The 17134-nt window shown below is 66.6% G+C and carries 22 protein-coding genes; 12 read left to right on the top strand and 10 right to left on the bottom strand.

Annotation, left to right across the window (positions count from 1 at the left end; genetic code table 11):
* The first annotated feature begins 108 nt into the window (after positions 1-108).
* The 5 genes from ACAM55_RS24195 to ACAM55_RS24175 all read left to right on the top strand — a co-directional run bounded on the left by ACAM55_RS24195 (position 109) and on the right by ACAM55_RS24175 (position 4180).
* A complete protein-coding gene (locus ACAM55_RS24195; protein ID WP_369653957.1) occupies positions 109-723 on the top strand; it encodes a LysE family transporter in 615 nt (204 codons plus the stop codon).
* A gap of 7 nt (positions 724-730) precedes the next feature.
* On the top strand, positions 731-1645 hold the full coding sequence (locus ACAM55_RS24190; RefSeq protein ID WP_369653956.1) for a ParA family protein: 915 nt from the start codon (positions 731-733) through the stop codon (positions 1643-1645).
* Between the two features lie 40 nt (positions 1646-1685).
* Positions 1686-2231 (top strand): RBBP9/YdeN family alpha/beta hydrolase, encoded by a 546-nt coding sequence (locus ACAM55_RS24185; RefSeq protein WP_369653955.1) that lies wholly within the window; start codon positions 1686-1688, stop codon positions 2229-2231.
* The gene (locus tag ACAM55_RS24180) at positions 2231-3178 is read left to right on the top strand and encodes a ParB/RepB/Spo0J family partition protein (protein WP_369653954.1); all 948 of its coding nucleotides are present in this window, start codon (positions 2231-2233) and stop codon (positions 3176-3178) included. Before ACAM55_RS24185 ends, ACAM55_RS24180 begins: the two co-directional genes overlap by 1 nt.
* A gap of 108 nt (positions 3179-3286) precedes the next feature.
* Positions 3287-4180: a CsgG/HfaB family protein gene (locus ACAM55_RS24175; protein WP_369653953.1), complete on the top strand. Its 894-nt coding sequence runs from the start codon at positions 3287-3289 to the stop codon at positions 4178-4180.
* A gap of 79 nt (positions 4181-4259) precedes the next feature.
* On the opposite strand, the gene ACAM55_RS24170 is transcribed toward ACAM55_RS24175, so the two are convergent.
* Positions 4260-5684, bottom strand: coding sequence for an FAD-binding oxidoreductase (locus ACAM55_RS24170; protein WP_369653952.1), 1425 nt, complete (start codon positions 5682-5684; stop codon positions 4260-4262).
* A gap of 85 nt (positions 5685-5769) precedes the next feature.
* Here ACAM55_RS24170 and ACAM55_RS24165 point away from each other — a divergent pair, with 85 nt between their 5' ends.
* Genes ACAM55_RS24165 through ACAM55_RS24155 form a run of 3 tightly spaced genes read left to right on the top strand, consistent with a single transcriptional unit; the run spans position 5770 to position 7251 of the window.
* Complete coding sequence (locus tag ACAM55_RS24165) at positions 5770-6270, top strand: DinB family protein (protein ID WP_369653951.1); 501 nt, start codon at positions 5770-5772, stop codon at positions 6268-6270.
* A gap of 22 nt (positions 6271-6292) precedes the next feature.
* Positions 6293-6889 (top strand): cob(I)yrinic acid a,c-diamide adenosyltransferase, encoded by a 597-nt coding sequence (locus ACAM55_RS24160; protein WP_369653950.1) that lies wholly within the window; start codon positions 6293-6295, stop codon positions 6887-6889.
* Positions 6886-7251 (top strand): hypothetical protein, encoded by a 366-nt coding sequence (locus ACAM55_RS24155; protein WP_369653949.1) that lies wholly within the window; start codon positions 6886-6888, stop codon positions 7249-7251. The genes ACAM55_RS24160 and ACAM55_RS24155 overlap by 4 nt, the downstream gene beginning before the upstream one ends.
* Positions 7252-7456: 205 nt before the next feature.
* Here ACAM55_RS24155 and ACAM55_RS24150 read toward each other — a convergent pair whose 3' ends face one another.
* Together ACAM55_RS24150 and ACAM55_RS24145 are read right to left on the bottom strand one after the other, a co-directional pair.
* On the bottom strand, positions 7457-8095 hold the full coding sequence (locus ACAM55_RS24150; protein ID WP_369653948.1) for a GDSL-type esterase/lipase family protein: 639 nt from the start codon (positions 8093-8095) through the stop codon (positions 7457-7459).
* Positions 8096-8135: 40 nt separating this feature from the next.
* Positions 8136-8564 (bottom strand): winged helix-turn-helix transcriptional regulator, encoded by a 429-nt coding sequence (locus tag ACAM55_RS24145; protein ID WP_369653947.1) that lies wholly within the window; start codon positions 8562-8564, stop codon positions 8136-8138.
* A 117-nt stretch (positions 8565-8681) separates the two neighbouring features.
* On the opposite strand from ACAM55_RS24145, the gene ACAM55_RS24140 reads away from it, so the two are divergent.
* A complete protein-coding gene (locus tag ACAM55_RS24140) occupies positions 8682-9272 on the top strand; it encodes a dihydrofolate reductase family protein (protein ID WP_369653946.1) in 591 nt (196 codons plus the stop codon).
* Between the two features lie 122 nt (positions 9273-9394).
* Positions 9395-9847, top strand: coding sequence for an RcnB family protein (locus tag ACAM55_RS24135; protein WP_369653945.1), 453 nt, complete (start codon positions 9395-9397; stop codon positions 9845-9847).
* 94 nt (positions 9848-9941) lie between these two features.
* Here ACAM55_RS24135 and ACAM55_RS24130 read toward each other — a convergent pair whose 3' ends face one another.
* Positions 9942-10202, bottom strand: a complete 261-nt coding sequence (locus tag ACAM55_RS24130; protein ID WP_369653944.1) for a hypothetical protein — start codon at positions 10200-10202, stop codon at positions 9942-9944.
* Between the two features lie 115 nt (positions 10203-10317).
* Positions 10318-11262 carry a CysB family HTH-type transcriptional regulator gene (locus tag ACAM55_RS24125; RefSeq protein WP_369653943.1) on the bottom strand — a complete coding sequence of 315 codons (945 nt, stop codon included), beginning with the start codon at positions 11260-11262 and terminating at the stop codon, positions 10318-10320.
* A gap of 185 nt (positions 11263-11447) precedes the next feature.
* On the opposite strand from ACAM55_RS24125, the gene ACAM55_RS24120 reads away from it, so the two are divergent.
* Both ACAM55_RS24120 and ACAM55_RS24115 read left to right on the top strand, forming a co-directional pair.
* Positions 11448-12050, top strand: a complete 603-nt coding sequence (locus ACAM55_RS24120; protein ID WP_369653942.1) for a TetR/AcrR family transcriptional regulator — start codon at positions 11448-11450, stop codon at positions 12048-12050.
* Positions 12051-12264: 214 nt separating this feature from the next.
* Complete coding sequence (locus ACAM55_RS24115; RefSeq protein ID WP_369656469.1) at positions 12265-13185, top strand: alpha/beta hydrolase; 921 nt, start codon at positions 12265-12267, stop codon at positions 13183-13185.
* Between the two features lie 44 nt (positions 13186-13229).
* On the opposite strand, the gene minE is transcribed toward ACAM55_RS24115, so the two are convergent.
* The 5 genes from minE to ACAM55_RS24090 all read right to left on the bottom strand — a co-directional run bounded on the left by minE (position 13230) and on the right by ACAM55_RS24090 (position 17076).
* Positions 13230-13508: a cell division topological specificity factor MinE gene (gene minE / locus ACAM55_RS24110; RefSeq protein ID WP_354397075.1), complete on the bottom strand. Its 279-nt coding sequence runs from the start codon at positions 13506-13508 to the stop codon at positions 13230-13232.
* A 3-nt stretch (positions 13509-13511) separates the two neighbouring features.
* Complete coding sequence (minD, locus tag ACAM55_RS24105) at positions 13512-14327, bottom strand: septum site-determining protein MinD (RefSeq protein WP_055807861.1); 816 nt, start codon at positions 14325-14327, stop codon at positions 13512-13514.
* A gap of 56 nt (positions 14328-14383) precedes the next feature.
* Positions 14384-15157 carry a septum site-determining protein MinC gene (minC, locus tag ACAM55_RS24100; protein ID WP_369653941.1) on the bottom strand — a complete coding sequence of 258 codons (774 nt, stop codon included), beginning with the start codon at positions 15155-15157 and terminating at the stop codon, positions 14384-14386.
* Between the two features lie 106 nt (positions 15158-15263).
* Positions 15264-16565 carry a solute carrier family 23 protein gene (locus ACAM55_RS24095; RefSeq protein ID WP_369653940.1) on the bottom strand — a complete coding sequence of 434 codons (1302 nt, stop codon included), beginning with the start codon at positions 16563-16565 and terminating at the stop codon, positions 15264-15266.
* An 88-nt stretch (positions 16566-16653) separates the two neighbouring features.
* Positions 16654-17076 carry a hotdog fold thioesterase gene (locus ACAM55_RS24090; protein WP_369653939.1) on the bottom strand — a complete coding sequence of 141 codons (423 nt, stop codon included), beginning with the start codon at positions 17074-17076 and terminating at the stop codon, positions 16654-16656.
* Positions 17077-17134 lie beyond the last annotated feature (58 nt).

Raw genomic sequence — 17134 nt, 5'->3', positions numbered from 1 at the left:
AAAAAGAAGCGCTCATGCCAGCGAAAGCCGGTGGCGGAGGGTGATCGCAGGGGCCGCCTCGCTTAGACTCGACGCCTCCCCCCTGGCTCTCTTTTCCGAGGCAAATCCATGTTCGGCATTGCTGACTACGGCGCATTCGTTGCCGCCATCGTCCTCTTTCTTCTGATTCCCGGTCCGGGCAATCTGGCGTTGATCACCTCGACCAGCAAAGGCGGAATTCGTGGCGGACTGGCAGCAACGCTGGGCGTGATCATCGGCGACCAGTTCCTCATGTGGGCGGCCGTGGCGGGAGTTTCTGCCGTGCTGGCCGCCTACCCGGCCGCATTCAAGGCCGTGCAATGGCTGGGCGCGGCCTACCTCGCATGGTTGGGCGCCAAGATGCTGCTGGCCAAGCCCGGCGCCGCCCCCATCCTCAACATCCGCCCTAGCCATTTCCTGCGCCAGGCGCTGGCGATCACCTTGCTGAATCCCAAGGCGATCGTGTTCTACATGGCCTTCTTCCCGCTGTTCGTCGACCCGGCGCGCCACCAGGGCGTGGTCACGTTCGGCGCCATGGCGGTGACGATTGCAGTGCTGACCTTCCTGTACGGCCTGAGCTCGACGCTGCTGACGCACTTTCTGGCCGAGCGCATCCGCGCCAATCCGCGTATTTCGGGTGCGCTCGAAAAGCTCGCGGGCGTTTTCCTGATTGCCTTCGGCGTCAAGCTCGCCGTTTCCCGCTGATTCCCGTATGGCCAAGATTTTCTGTATTGCCAACCAAAAGGGCGGTGTCGGCAAGACCACCACCACCGTCAACCTTGCCGCCGGCCTGGCCAAGGTTGGCCAGCGGGTGCTGATGATCGACCTCGATCCCCAAGGCAATGCGACCATGGGTTCGGGCATCGACAAACGCCAGCTGGAACTGACGGTGTATGACGTGCTGCTCGAGTCGGCTTCCGTGGCCGAGGCGCGCGTGAAGGCCGACAAACTCGTGGAGGGCGGTTGCGGCTACGACGTGCTGGGCGCCAACCGTGAGCTGGCCGGGGCCGAAGTCGAAATGGTGGCGCTCGACCGCCGCGAAAAGCGCCTGCGCACCGCGCTGGCCGCCGTGGGCGCCGAGTACGACTTCGTGCTGATCGACTGCCCGCCGAGCCTGAGCCTGCTCACGCTCAATGGCCTGTGCGCCGCGCACGGCGTGATCGTGCCCATGCAATGCGAATACTTCGCGCTCGAGGGGCTCACGGACCTGGTCAACACCATCAAGCAGGTGCACGCCAATCTCAACAAGAACCTGCAGATCATCGGCCTCTTGCGCGTGATGTTCGATCCGCGCATCACGCTGCAGCAGCAGGTGAGCGAACAGCTCAAGGCCCACTTCGGCGACAAGGTGTTCGACACGGTCATCCCGCGCAATGTGCGGCTGGCCGAGGCGCCGAGCTACGGCCTGCCGGGCGTGGTGTTCGATCCGGCCGCCCGTGGCAGCCAGGCCTTCGTTGCCTTTGCCAGGGAACTGGTCGAAAAGTTGCCACCTGCCAGCGCTTTTGCATCGGGTGCGGTGGCGCCTCCGATTGCACCGGTCGCACCCGGGGCGCCCAACCTGGCCATTCCAGAAGATGTGCTGGCCCCGGCGGCCGCGCCCGATTCCACCAGCGAAAAAAGCCTCTGACGCCGTCCATCATGGGCCTGCGCCAACAAGTTTCCAGCAGATGACAATTCCCCGCATCCTCTTGCTGCCGGGCTGGCAGAACAGCGGCCCCGGCCATTGGCAGACCCGGTGGGAATCCGCTTACGGCGACCGCCGCGTCGAGCAGCACGAGTGGATGCGCCCGCTGCGTGGCGACTGGTCTGCACGGCTCGAGGAAGAAGTGCTCGCCGCGCCCGGTCCGGTCGTGTTTGCCGCGCACAGCCTGGGCTGCATCCTCGTGGCGGCCTGGGCTGCGCATTCGCGCAACACGCACAAGGTGCGCGGCGCGTTGTTGGTCGCGCCCGGTGACCTGGAGCGCGACGACCTGCGCCAGCTCATCCCGGGCTGGGCTCCCATCGTGCGGCAGCCCATGCCATTTCCGGCGGTGCTGGTCGCCGCCAACGACGATCCCTATTGCGACGCCGCGCGCTCGCGCCAGCTGGCGGCCGACTGGCGCGCGCGCTTCGTCGACGCCGGCCCGGGTGGTCACCTGAATGCCGAATCCGGCCTGGGCGACTGGCCCCAGGGCCGGAAACTATTGAACGAAATCTCGAAAGACAAGCACTGATGGCGACCAAGAAACCCAAGGGCCTCGGGCGCGGCCTCGAAGCACTGCTCGGCCCGACGGCTGGGCATTCCGTCGACAACGCAGGAACGGAAGAGGGCGCCGCCGCGCAGAACCCCACCACGCTGATGCTCGACCAGATGGTGGCCGGCGTCTACCAGCCGCGCACCCGCATGGACGAAGGCGCGCTGTACGAGCTCGCCGAGAGCATCAAGGCGCAGGGCATCATGCAGCCGATCCTCGTGCGGCGCCTCGACGGGGAGTCGGCCGAGGCCAAGAACGCCGAGTTCGAAATCATCGCCGGCGAGCGCCGCTTCCGTGCCGCCCGGCTCGCAGGCCTCGACCGCGTGCCGGTGCTGGTGCGCGACGTGCCCAACGAGGCCGCGGCGGCCATGTCGCTGATCGAGAACATCCAGCGCGAAGACCTCAACCCGCTCGAAGAAGCCCAGGGCTTGCAACGCCTGGTTTCGGAGTTTGGACTCACTCACGAGGCGGCCGCTCAAGCCGTGGGCCGTTCACGCAGTGCCGCCAGCAACCTGCTGCGGCTGCTGAACCTGGCCGAGCCGGCGCAGCAGATGCTGATGGCCGGCGACATCGACATGGGCCACGCCCGTGCGCTCCTGTCGCTGGACCGTGGCACGCAGATCACCGCCGCCAACCAGATCGCCGCCAAGAAGATGTCTGTGCGCGAGGCCGAGGCGCTGGTGAAGCGGCTCGCGGCCGAGTTCACGCTCACGCCTTCGCGCCGCAGCAACGACGGCGAGAAGTCGCGCGATCTGCAGCGCGTGGAAGAAGAGCTGGCCGACCTGCTCACTGCCGAGGTCGAGGTCCGCATCAAGAAGCGCAGCAAGCGCGGCGGCAGGATCGAGGAAAGCGGCGAGCTGGCCATCCACTTCGGCTCCATCGAGGCGCTCAACGGGTTGATCGAACGCATCCGCCGAACGGCCTAGGCGCGGGCTGTCCGATCGGACATTTGCTTGATTGTTTCTTGCAATCTTTTGCGCTTATCCTCGCCGCAGCTCATCAACCCAGATCTCGAGGAGAGGGAGTCCATCATCATGAGGTTCACAAGATTTCCATTCGCGGCCGCGGCTGCGGGCGCGCTGCTGCTGGCCGGTTGTGCCGCCACCGACATGCAAATGGGCAGCCAGTCGGCCAAGACCATGGCCACGGGCAGCGCGGCGGGTTCGGCCACCGCGGGTGAAAGCGGCCAGCTCGAGCGTTGCGAGTCGCCGCTCGGCACCGTCTCGCTGATCGAGAACGTGAACTCCGGCTGGTACACCATCCTCACCGGCGAATACCGCCTGCCGCCCACGGCCAACCTGCTGCGCCTCCTGGTGCAGCAGTCGAACTGCTTCGTGGTGGTCGAGCGCGGCGCGGCCGGCATGAACGCCATGACGCGCGAGCGCGCGCTGCAGCAGTCGGGCGAAATGCGCGGCGGCAGCAACTTCGGCCGCGGCCAGATGGTGGCGTCCGACTACGGCCTTTCGCCCGAGATCGTGTTCAGCAACAGCGATGCCGGGGGCATTGGCGGTGCGCTGGGCGGCCTGGTGGGCGGCGGTCGGGGCCGCGCCCTGGCAGCCGTCGGTGGCAGCCTGCAGACCAAGGAAGCCAGTGCGCTGCTCACGCTCATCGACAACCGCTCGGGTGTGCAGGTGGCGGCTTCGGAGGGCAGCGCCTCCAAGACCGACTTCGGCGCCTTCGGCTCCGTGTTCGGCAGCCGCGCCGCCGGCGGGCTCGGCGGCTATACCAACACCGCCCAGGGCAAGGTGATTGCCGCGGCGTTCATGGACGCCTTCAACCAGATGGTTCGCTCGCTGCGCAACTACAAGGCGCAGACCGTGCGCGGCCAGGGACTTGGCGGCGGTGGCCGGCTGGGCGTGGACGGTGGCGCGGCCCCGTCGCAAACCTACGTGCCGCCGGAGCCGGCGCCCGCTCGCCGCCGAAAGTAAGACGCGCGGCCATCGGCAAAAAAGCCCGGGGCTCTCGCGAGCCGCCGGGCTTTTTCATGGGCGCCGTGAACGGATCGGATCAGAGCGCGAAGATCTTCCCGGGGTTCATGATGTTCTTCGGGTCGAGCGCGCGCTTGATCGTGCGCATCATGTCGATCGCGCCCACGCCGGCTTCCGTCACCAGGAAGTCCATCTTGTGCAGCCCTACGCCGTGCTCGCCGGTGCAGGTGCCCTCCAGCGCCAGCGCGCGGCTCACGAGCGCATGGTTCAGTTCCTCGGCCTTCACGCGCTCTTCGGGAATGTTGGGGTCCAGCAGATAGCCGAAGTGGAAATTGCCGTCGCCCACGTGGCCCACCAGGAAGTAGGGGATGCCGCTCGCATCGGCCTCGGCCACCGAGTCGAGCAGGCAGTCGGCCAGGCGCGAAATGGGGACGCAGGTGTCGGTCGAGATCACCCGGCAGCCGGGGCGCGACTGCACGGCCGCGAAGTAGGCATTGTGCCGTGCGGTCCACAGGCGGGTGCGCTCTTCCGGCGTGCTGGCCCATTCGAAGGCGTTGCCACCGTGGCCGCTGGCGAGCTCCTGCACCGTCTCGGCCTGTTCCTTCACGCCGGCCGGCGAGCCGTGGAATTCCATCAGCAGCATCGGCTCTTCGCGCAGGTTCAGCTTGGCGTACGTATTCACCATGCGCACCGTGTTCACGTCGATCAGTTCGACCCGCGCGATCGGCACGCCGAGCTGAATGGTCTCGATGGTGGTGCGCACCGCGGCCTCGATGCTCGGGAACGAGCAGATCGCGGCCGACACCGCCTCGGGCAGCGGATAGATGCGCAGCGTGACCTCGGTAACCACGCCCAGCGTGCCTTCGCTGCCCACCATGAGGCGCGTGAGGTCATAGCCCGCAGAAGATTTTTTCGCGCGTGTGCCGGTGCGGATGACGTCGCCCGCGGCCGTCACGACTTCGAGCGCCAGCACGTTCTCGCGCATGGTGCCGTAACGCACCGCGTTCGTGCCGCTCGCGCGCGTGGCCGTCATGCCGCCGATGGAGGCGTCCGCGCCCGGGTCGATGGGGAAGAACAGGCCCGTGCTCTTGATCTCGTCGTTGAGCTGCTTGCGCGTGACGCCGGGCTGCACCGTGACCGTGAGGTCGTCGGCATTGACCGAGAGCACCTGGTTCATGCGCGACACGTCGATGCTGATGCCGCCCTGCACCGCGAGCAGATGGCCTTCGAGCGATGAGCCCACGCCGAAGGGAATGACCGGCACGCTGTGCTCGCTCGCGAGCTTCACGGCGTCGGCCACGTCCTGCGTGCTCTCGGCAAAGATCACGGCCGAAGGCGGCGGGGCGTCGAACGAGGACTCGTCGCGCCCATGCTGCGTGCGCACCGCCATGGCCGTGGAGCAGTTGGCGCCGAAGCGCGCCTTCAAGCCTTCGATGAGGCTCTCGGGCACGTCGCGCAGATGAAGCGCCGGCATCAGGTGCGAGGTTTGGGTCGGGGCGTTCATCGGGGCGTCTCCTGGAGAGGGTGAGGGGCGGGCTCTGTTCGGTCATTTTACGGAGCGAGCACCATAATGCGCTTCGGCAAGAACCATGAACCCTACGACCCTCAGCACACTCGCGGCCTTTCCGTCGCAACTCGCGGCCCACTATGCGGCCATCCCCGGTGCATTCCGGCATTGGGCGCCGCCCTCGTGGGAGGGCGTTCCGAGCGAAGCCTTCACGGCCATCGAGCAGCTGTGCCATGTGCGTGACATCGAGATCGAGGGCTATCACGTCCGCTTTCGCCGCACGCTGGAAGAGCGCAACCCCACGCTGGCTTCGATCGACAGCGAGCCGCTCGCCATTGCGCGCGCCTACGGCATGGCCGATGCGGCCAAGGTGCTGGCGGAGTTCAGGAGTGCGCGCGCGCAAACCATGGAGATCATCTCGAACCTGAGCGATGCGCAACTGGCGCGCACCGCCGTGTTCGAGGGCTACGGACCGCTCACGATGCGCAGCCTCATTCACTACCTCTGCAGCCACGACCAGCAGCATCTGGCGGGCCTGCAATGGCTGGCCGGCAAGATCGACGCGTCGACCATCCGGCGATAAAACAGGTCCAACAGGAGCGCCCATGGGCAACCGACTCACCCAAATCGCCACCCGCACCGGAGACGACGGCACCACCGGCCTCGGCGACAACACGCGCGTGCCCAAGGACCACCTGCGCGTGCACGCCATGGGCGACGTGGACGAACTCAACTCGCAGATCGGCGTGCTGCTCTGCGAGCCCATGCCGGAGCCCGTGCGCGAGCTGCTCGTCGACGTGCAGCACCAGCTCTTCAATCTGGGCGGCGAGCTTTCGATGCCGGGTTTCACGCTGCTCAAGGCCGACGCGCTGCTGCAGCTGGACAACGCACTGGCCGAGCACAACGCCGCCCTGCCGCGCCTGGCCGAATTCATCCTGCCCGCAGGCACGCGCGCGGCCGCGCTCGCGCACGTGTGCCGCACGGTGGCGCGACGGGCCGAGCGCGCCGTGGTGGCCCTGGGCGCAACGGCTGAACTCAACGATGCGCTGCGCCAATATCTCAACCGGCTCAGCGACCTGCTCTTCGTGCTCGCGCGTGTGCTGAACCGGATGAACGGCGGCGACGACGTCTACTGGAAGAGCGAGCGCATGGCGCGCGCCGCCGCCGCCGAACCCAACGACGAACAAGGAAGCCCATCATGACCAAGAAGATGCCTGCCCATGCATTCAGGCTGGCCGCGTGCAGCGCCGCGCTGCTGTTGCTGCCCGCCGCCGCCGTTCACGCGCAGAGCGCCGACAACCCGCCCAAGGTGCAGCCCGCGCACACGCTCAACCCGCCGCCACGCGACAGCAAGGTCGTGAACAGCGTGCAGCGCGGCACCGACGCCGCCGGCCGCGGCATCGACCGCGCCGAAGACGCCACGCGGCGCGGCGTCAACAATGTGTCGGAAAAAGCCAGCCGGCCGGTGCGCAGGGTGGGCGAGTCCTTCGGCCGCAAGCTCGCGCCCGGCTCCAGCGGACGCACCGCGCCGCCACCCGTCGGCCCGCAGGGCAACGCGCCCTGACTCGGCCGCATGGCGAGAAACATCGAAATCAAGGCCCGCATCGACGGCGTGGAACGCGTGGCGCTCATCGCCGCGAAGCTGGCCCGTTCTGCCTCATCTCGCCCACCACCACGCCCGACACCTTGCGCGAATCGCTGCACCCGGTCAGCTGGTGCAGGGCGCCTACGTCGACCTGCTGCGCGCCGCCGTTGCTGCTTGAGCCTCGTCAGCGCCAGCCCGCGGCCTTGAGCTGGTCCGCGAGCTGCTGCGCGACCTCGGCATAGCCCTTGGCATTGGCATGGATGCGGTCGGAGCGCAGCGAGGCGTCCGACAGCACGCTCGAATACACATTGGCGATGAGCAGCGCCTGCCCCGCCTTCGCGACTTCGTCGTAGAACGGCGCATCGCTGAGCGATCCGACAGCCGCGCGCATCGCATCGGGCGAGGGCGTGGCCAGCAGCGCGACATGGGGCGTGTGCGCGCGCGCCTGGCTCACGAGGGCCGCAAGGTTGTCGCGCGTGGCAGAGGGCGTCACGCCGCGCAGCATGTCGTTGCCGCCGATGCCGATCAGGATCGCGTCATAGCTGCCCGCCGCCAGCAGCGACGGCAGGCGTTCCAGCGCCCCGGCCGAGGTGTCGCCATTGATGCCCGCGTTGTCGATCTGCCAGCCGGTGAGCTCGCCCAGTTTCACGGGCCAGGCCGCCTCGGGCGGCGCGCCGTAGCCGAAAGTCAGGCTGTCGCCCAGCGCGAGCACGCGGGCGTCGGATTTCAACGCGGCGGCGGAGGGCTTGCGCTTGCCGCAGGCGGCCAGCGCGGCGGCTGCGGACATGCCGGCCAGCAGGTGGAAAAGATGTCGTCGCTTCATGCTGGGCGCGAGCTTAAACGCATTCGATGAAGCGCCGGGCTCAGCCCTTGCGGGCGGCCGCATGCGTCTTGCGCAGCTCCGCCTGCATCTGCTTCCAGAGCACCGGCCCTCCCTTTTCCAGGGCCGCCGCGGCCGCGGCGCTCTCGCGTGTGACCGGCTGGTGCTTGCGTCCCCAGATGCCGATCTGCGCCACCACCGGCAGCAGGTCGACACCCATGGGTGTCAGGCTGTAGATGGCCTTCTGCTTGTGCGTGGGGTCGTCGGCCTTGCTGAGCACTCCGTGCTCCACGAGCTTGCCCAGACGCTCGGTGAGGATGTTCGAGGATATGCCTTCGTCGGATTGGAGGAATTCCCTGAAGTGCCGCTTGCCCGCAAACATCATGTCGCGAACGATCAGCAGGCTCCAGCGGTCGCCGAAGACCTCGAGCGACAGGTTGATCGGGCACGGGGATTTCTGCTGGTTTGCCATCGCCAATATCGCTCTCTTTTTGAAACTGCTTGCATTTTCGCACCAGTGATCCAATACTTCAACTGGTTGCAAATAAAGATCAGTTGACCGGCGCGCGTCCGGGCGAAGGAGAACCTCATGAGAAAGCTCGTTCTGCAAATGCAGATGTCGGTCGATGGCTGCGTCGCGGCTTCCAACCCCGCTCTGGACTGGCAGCTTTGGGGTTGGGGCGACCGCTGGGGTTGGGACGACGCGCTCAAGCAGTACTTCAACGAGGTGTTCGAATCGGTCGACACCATTCTTCTGAGCCGCAAGATCATCGAGGAGGGCTACCTCGACCACTGGGGCCACGCCGCAAGAAGCCACCTCGCCGATCCGCGCTACGCCTTCGCGCGGAAGGTAGTCGACGCACGCAAGGTCGTGCTCACCGGCAAGCTGAAGACGTCGCGGTGGCCGCGTACCGACATTGCGGGCGGAAGCATGGCCGACGAGGTAAGTGCGCTCAAGCAGCAGCCAGGCGCAAACATTCTCTGCATCGGCGGCGTCGGCTTTGCATCGTCGCTCGTCGCGGAAGGACTGGTCGACGAGTTTCAGTTCTTCGTGAATCCGACGGCCGTCGGCGGCGGTCGCTCGGTGTTTCACGACCCGCACAAAGGCAGCAAGCTGCGCTTGCTTGGCTCCAAGGCTTACGAATGCGGTGTCGTGGTCAACCGCTATGCCCCGGATTGAAGGACAACGCGCCGCCCCGATACCAGCGCTTACCTGATTTCACCTGACGGCGACCTGATGTGCCCCGAGCAGACACAAGCCCCACTGACAATGGACTCGTCATCAACACGAAGGAGTTCCAGATGATCATCAATTCAAAGAGCATGGCCGTCGCTGCTGCGGCGCTCGCGATGTGCATGGCCGCGGGAAGCGCCTTCGCACAAGACCGCGGCCCCGATCGCGGCCATGACCGTAGCAACGATCAGGGCAACGGCCGCTACGAACAACAGGACCGCCAATTCGACCGGCACGACAACTGGCGCGACAACCGGCGTGGCGACCGCTACAGCCGCGAAGACTACCGGCCCGGCCGCCAGTTCGATCGCCGCGGCTACCCCCAGCCGCATGCCGAATGGCGCCGCGGCGGACGCGTGCCGCATGAGTACCGTGGCCGCAACTACGTGGTGAACGACTACCGCGCCTACCAGCTGCAGGCGCCCCCTCGCGGCTACCAGTGGGTGGGCGTGGGCGGCGACTACGTGCTCGCGGCCATTGCCACCGGTGTGATCGCGCAGATCATCGTGGGCAACCAGTAAGACAAAGAGCGCGGCACGCCACGCGCGCAGCTTCAAGACCGTCGCAGGGCTCCCTGCGGCGGTCTTTGCTCTTTTTGGAGAGGGAGTGAAGCCCTCAGGCTGCCACGGTGGGCAGCGACTGGGCGCAGACATTGCGCCCGGTGATGGTGAGCCGCAGGCCGCCGCCATGCCATTCGAGCCAGTTAAGACTCACATACGCATCGATGTCGGCATCGTCGATGCGGTCGGCCTGCCGGCTCTGCAGCAACTCCACGGTGGCAGGCAGCGCCCGTCTGAGCCGCTCGCGCCGTTCGGCGGCGTCGGCGGCCTTCTGGGCGGCCTTGGTTTGCTGTTGCTGCTGCGGGGTCGATGCCATTGCTGATCCGTTCCGGGAAGCCAAGGAATTAATCCGAATGTACGCTCCCTGTGTGAAGCAGCCAGCTTCTTTTTTAATCCTGTGACGGCAAGCGTTGAATACGTCCGCGCTGGCGCTAGATTTCGTAGTGCGATCCCTTCGCTTCATCGCCCAGAGCCTTTTCGACCACGGTGCGCGTCAAGGTCGGTGCGAACGACTCGATGAATGCGTAGACGTACTTGCGCAGGTAGTTGCCGCGCCGTACCGCCAGCTTGGTCAGGTTGATGCCGAACAGCCGGCCCGCGTCGAGAGCGCGCAAATGGGTATCGCGCTCGGCTTCGTAGGCCACGCCGGCGACGATGCCCACGCCCATGCCCAGCTGCACATAGGTCTTGATCACATCGGCGTCCATGGCGGCCAGCACGATGTTGGGCTCGAGCCCGCGCTGCGCAAAGGCCTCGTCGATGCGCGAGCGGCCGGTAAAGCCGGTGTCGTAGGTGATGAGCGGATGGCGCGTGAGCGCCTCGAGCGTCAGCGGCGCATCGAGCAGCGCATGGCCCGGCGGCACCACCACCGAGTGCGTCCAGCGGTAGCAGGGCAGGGCCACCAGCTGGGGATAGTCGCCGAGCGCCTCGGTCGCAATGCCGACGTCGGCCTCGCCGTCGATCAGCATCTGCGCGATCTGCTTGGGCGAACCCTGGTGCAGGTGCAGCTTCACGTTGGGAAATTGCGCGCGAAATTCCTGCACCGCCACCGGCATGGCATAGCGCGCCTGCGAATGCGTGGCCGCCACCGAGAGCAGCCCGCTCTGCTGCGCCACGAACTCCTGCCCGGCGAGCCGCAGGTTGCTGCTCTCCATCAGCATGCGTTCGATGATCGGCAGCACGTGGCCACCGGGCTCGGTGAGCCCGGTGAGCCGCTTGCCGGCGCGCACGAAGAGCTCGATGCCCAGTTCTTCCTCCAGTTCGCGGATCTGCCGGCTCACGCCCGGTTGGGAGGTGTGCAGGGTGTGGGCGACCTCGGTCAGGTTGAAGCCGCACCGCACGGCCTCGCGTACCGAGCGCAGTTGTTGGAAGTTCATCTGGCGCGCAGGATCGGAAAGAAAAAGGGGCCCGGGCCGGGCCGAGCGGCGATTCTCGGCAGAAGTGCTTATGCGGGGAACGATGCGTTTGTTGGTTTCACATGAGCAAATCATCTGTGCAGCACTGCCGGCCGTGCCTCTTCGAGCGAGTTTGCAATTTCGCACGTCTGTGCTAAAGTTGCGCCATGGATGCCAAGACCCAGAAAAGCGAACTCACCCGTGCCGCCATCGTCGGCGCGGCGATGGATCTCGCGCTGACCGAAGGCCTGGAAGCCATCACGCTCCAGGCCGTGGCCAGCCGGCTGGCGCTTTCCAAGAGCGGCGTGTTCTCGCGCGTGGGTTCGCGCGAGGCGCTGCAGAAGGCCGTGATCGAAGAGTACGGCCGCCGCTTCCTGGCCGACGTGTTCGTGCCGGCCATGCAAAAACCCAAGGGCCTGGCGCGGCTCAACGATATCGTCGACCGCTGGATCGCGCGCACCCGCGACATCGAGGCCGAAACCGGCTGCATCTACATGGCCGGCGCCTTCGAGTACGACGACCGTGAAGGCGAACTGCGCGACCTGCTGCTCGCCGAGATCACGCGCTGGCGCGCCGCCCTGCGCCGCACGGTGCTGCAGGCGGTCGAGACGGGCGAACTGCGCGCCGACACCGACGCCGCGCAGGTGGTCAGCGAAATCAACGGCCTCAACATGGGCCTGCTGCATGACGCGCGCTTCTTGCGCGACCCCCAAGCCGCCGACCGCGCCAAGCAGACCTGGCAGCGTCTTCTTTCCAGCTACCGCAGCTGAGCCACGGGCACGCCGGTTTCATTCGTCTTTCTTTGTTCTAATTTCGCACAGTCGTGCGATAAAAAGGAGAAGCACCATGCTGATCATTGCCCTCTGCCTTGCCGTCTACGTGGGCGCCATCGGCGCCGAAACCGCTCGGGAGGCGCTGCGCGCCTGCCGCGCAGCAATGAAGACTGGGTCTGGTACTGAACGGCCGAACGCAGGAGTCCATTGCATGACGAGCAGCACCACCAATTCGGCGGCCACCCACGCCGCCCAGTCGAACTACTACCGCCCCGGCCGCCTGATGCGCGCATTGCGCCTCGGCCTGACCACCTCGCAGCGCGTTTGGCCCGCATTGGGCGTGCGTGCGGCGCATCGCCTGTTCGGCACGCCGTTGCCGCTCAAGTGGCTCTACCGCGCGCAGGCGCCCGGCGCAGGATGGCGGCGCGAAGGCTGGAGTTTCGAGAACGCAAGCCTCGGGCTCTATCACCTCGCCACGCAGGATTCAGGCGCGGAATCCGCCCCCGTCGTGCTGTTGGTGCACGGCTGGGGCGGGCATGCGGGGCAGATGGTGGCGCTGGCGGAGGCCGTGGCTCATGCGGGCCTGCGGCCGGTGCTGCTCGAGCTGCCGGCCCATGGCCGCAGCGCGGGCATGATGAGCAACTCGCCGCAGTTCGCCCGTGCCATCTCGTACGTGGTCGCAAGGCTCGTGGCAGACGGTCATGCCCTCCGCGCAGCGGTCGCGCATTCGATGGGCGCCAACGCGCTCGGGTTGGCCGCCGCGCAGGGCCTGCGCGCCGAGCGGCTGGTGCTGCTCGCACCACCGGCTTCAGCGCGCGAATACACGCGCTACTTCGCACACACGTTCGGGCTGAGCGAGGCGACGCGGCTCGCAATGCAGCGGCTATTCGAAGCGCAGGAAGGTATCTTGATGGCGCAGCTCGAACCGGCCGCCGTCGGTCCGCGCATCGCGCAGCCGACGCTGATCGTGCACGACCGCGACGACCGCGTGAACCGTTTTGCGGATGCCGAGGCGTACCGCGATGCCATCAAGGGGGCGCAGCTGGTGGCCACGCAGGGCCTGGGGCACCGCCGCATCCTCAAGGAAGAGGAGGTGCTCCGGCAGGTGGCGCGCTTCTTGGCGCAGCCCTGAGTTTCAAGGCGGCGAGGCAGCGGTGCCGCCCGCGCCGCAATCGTTCAGCGCGCCGGAGAGGGCGCCGGGTCGGGCAGTTCGATCTTGATGTCGAGCACTTCGAGGTCGTCCTGCTTTTCCAGGTGGACCTTGATGTCCTCGGCATTGATCTTCACGTACTTGGAGATCACCGCCATCAGCTCGCGCTGGAGGTCGGGCAGGTAGTCTGGGCGCTTTTTGCCGCTGAGGCTGGACCGCTCGTGCGCGAGGATGATCTGCAGCCGCTCCTTGGCGACGCTGGCCGTCTTCTTCTTTTCGCCGAGCAGGAACGAGAAAAAGGACATGGCCTACTTGCCTCCGAAAATTCGCTTGAAGAAGCCCGGTTTTTCCGCATCGACGAAGCGCATCGGCTTGTCTTCGCCCAGGAAGCGCGCCACCACGTCGCTGTAGGCCTTGGCCACGTCGGTTTCCTTGTCGTGGATGGCGGGCACGCCCTGGTTCGACGCCTGCAGCACGCTTTCGGATTCGGGGATGACGCCGATCAGCTTGATGCGCAGGATGTCCTGGATGTCTTCCAGCGAGAGCATCTGGCCGCCGGCCACGCGGTTGGGGTTGTAGCGGGTGATCAGCAGGTGCTCCTTGATGGGGTCGCCGCCTTCCTTCGCCCGCTTGGTCTTGCTGCTCAGCATGCCCAGGATGCGGTCGGAGTCGCGCACCGAGGATACCTCGGGGTTGGTCACCACCAGTGCCTCATCGGCAAAGTGCATGGCCATCATGGCACCGGTCTCGATGCCCGCGGGCGAATCGCACACGATGTAGTCGAAGTCCATGGCGGCCAGGTCGGTCAGCACCTTTTCGACGCCCTCTTGCGTGAGCGCTTCCTTGTCGCGCGTCTGCGAGGCCGCCAGCACGAACAGGTTGTCGCACTGCTTGTCCTTGATGAGCGCCTGGCTCAGGTTGGCTTCGCCCTGGATCACGTTGATCAGGTCGTACACCACGCGGCGTTCGCAGCCCATGATGAGGTCGAGGTTGCGCAGGCCCACGTCGAAGTCGATCACCGCCGTCTTCTTGCCGGCGAGCGCAAGGCCCGACGCGAAGCTGGCGCTCGTCGTGGTCTTTCCGACGCCGCCCTTGCCTGAGGTCACCACCACAATTTTGGCCATTGCCATTCCTTCTTGTTTCGATTCGGTTGTTGGTTTGTCGGATGCGCCTCGGCGCATCAGATCGGATCGATCACTAATTTCTTGCCGTCGAGGCGTATCTGGGCCGGCTTGCCGAGCACCGGATCGGGCAGCGGCACTTCGTTGGTGCGGTAGATGCCCGCGATGGCCACCAGCTGCGCTTCCATGCAGGTGGAGAAGATGCGCGCCTCGGTATTGCCGCGCGCTCCGGCAATCGCCTTGCCCCGCAGCGGTGCGTACACGTGCACGTTGCCGTCGGCGATCACTTCGGCGCCAAAGCTCACCACAGCGGTCACCACCACGTCGCCGCCGCGGGCGTAGACCTGCTGGCCCGAGCGCAGCGGCTTGTCGATCACCAGGGTGCCGTTGGCCGGCACCGGCACTTCGCGCACGATCTGCGGTGCTTCGCTGGCGGGCGCAGGCGGGGCGGCGGGCGGCGCGGGGGAACGCGGCGCGGGCGCCACCGGCATGGCCGTGAGGGAGAGGCCGGCCGCGCGGGCCGCCGCATTCTGGGCGTCGTTGCCCCCGCGCACCGCAATGGGTTGCGTCTGATGGCGCGCCAGCAGGCCGCGCAGCGCCGCGAAATCGAGCGCCGCGGGTTCCTCGCCGCCTTCTTCGTCCGGCTGCAGCTGCGAGAGGTCGATGACCACCGGCTCCTGCTCGAAGAAATCGGGCGAATCGGCCAACTGGGCGTCGAGTGCCTCGGCCAGCACGGCCAGGTCGGCCGTCTTGAGGATCACTGCGATCAGCGGCAGCGTGGCGCTCTTGAATTCGAAAACCGCCTTGGTGCGCGCGGCGGAGACATCGGCCATTGGAAAACGTCGGTGCGAAAAGCGTTGAAGTCTAACGGGCGCGGGCTTCCGGCCAGTGACCGGGTCGCGCTTCAACCACTTGGCAGAACATTTATTGCAAGGCGTTTCACTTTGCCGGGACGGAAGCGTTGCGCGTTCTGCCCAGAAGTGCGTAAAGAATGATCGCGCCGAAAGTCGCGGTTCCGATGCCGCCCATTGCGAAATCGCCGAACTTGAGCGTGAAGTCGCCGGTGCCGATGATCAGCGTGATCGCGGCCACGATGAGGTTCTTGTTCTGCGAGAAATCGACCTTGTTGTCGACCCAGATCTTGGCGCCCGCGATGGCGATGAGGCCGAACACCACGATGCTCACGCCGCCCATCACCGGCAGCGGAATCGCCTGGATCAGCGCGCCGAACTTGGGGCTGAAGCCCAGCACCAGCGCAATGAGCGCCGCCACCACGAACACCGCCGTCGAATAGATGCGCGTGGCCGCCATCACGCCGATGTTCTCGGCATAAGTGGTCACGCCCGTGCCGCCGGCGGCGCCGCTCACCACGGTGGCGATGCCGTCGCCGATGAAGGCGCGGCCGATGTAGGGGTCGAGGTTGCGGCCGGTCATGGCCGTGACCGCCTTCAGGTGGCCGAGGTTTTCCGCCACCAGGATGATGGCCACGGGCGCGATGAGCAGCATGGCGTTGGTGGTGAACACCGGGGCGGTGAAGGTCGGCATGCCGAACCACGCCGCATTGGCGATGCCGCTCAGGTCCACCGGCTTGCCCATGCCCAGGAGGTTCGTCAGCACCGCATAGGCCACGGTGGCCAGGATGAGCCCGACCAGGATCAGCAGGCGCTGCAGCATGCCGCGCGTGAACACCGCCACCAGCCCCACGCACAGGAAGGTGACGGCCTGCATCCACGAATCGAAATTGCTGGCCGCCATGTTCTTGATCGGCACGCTCGCCAGGTTGAGCCCGATCACCGCCACCACAGCGCCCGTGACCACCGGCGGCATGAAGCGCTCGATCCAGCCGGTGCCGATGGCCTGCACCAGGGCGCCGATGAGGATGTAGATCGCCCCGCAGGCCACGATGCCGCCCAGTGCCACCGCGATGTTGGCATTGGGCCCCTTGCCCGCATAGCCGCTGGCCGCGATCACCACGCCGATGAACGCGAAGCTCGAGCCCAGGTAGCTGGGCACCTTGCCGCCCGTCACCAGGAAGAAGATCAGCGTACCGATGCCGCTCATCAAAATGGCGATGTTGGGATTGAAGCCCATCAGGATGGGCGCCAGCACCGTGGCGCCGAACATCGCAATGACGTGCTGCACGCCCATGGCGCCAGTCTGCAGCCAGGGCAGGCGTTCGTCGGGCGCGACCACGCGGCCCTCGGTGGCGGCGACTTCGCGCCAGCTGAATAGATTGCTCATGGGTTTTCTATCTCCTCGTGTTTGTGTTTCTGGGGGGCTTCTCCGGGCCCGCCGCCGCCCGTCTGCCGGGCGGGTTTTCTTGTCGCTGCTAGCGCGGCGACAGCACCGCCATTGTGATGCGCGAGACGCAGGTCAATTCGCCGGCGTCGTTGGTAAGGTCGATCTGCCACACCTGCGTGGTGCGACCGCGGTGCACCGGCCGCGCGGTGCCCGTGACCCATCCGCTGGTGGCCGAGCGGATGTGGTTGGCGTTGATGTCCAGGCCCACGGCCCGATCCCCCTCGGGGGCCGAGTAGTGCGCGCCGCAGGAGCCCAGCGTTTCGGCCAGCACCACCGACACCCCGCCGTGCAGGATGCCGTAGGGCTGGCGGGTGCGCTCGTCCACCGGCACGCGGGCGCGGATGAAGTCGTCGCCCACCTCCAGGAACTCCATGCCCAGCGTGGAGACGGCGGTGCCGATGTGGTTGCGGGTCAGCTCTTCGACCGAGATGTCTTTCTTCCAGATGCGCATGAGGTTGTCTCCGGTACGGGGTTTGGGAAACTATAGCGATGGCGGCTGACAACCGCAG

It is taken from the genome of Variovorax sp. V213, from assembly GCF_041154455.1.
Classification (GTDB): domain Bacteria; phylum Pseudomonadota; class Gammaproteobacteria; order Burkholderiales; family Burkholderiaceae_C; genus Variovorax.
Note: the sequence above shows the minus strand (reverse complement) of the source record. Positions and strands in the feature narration are given on the sequence as shown.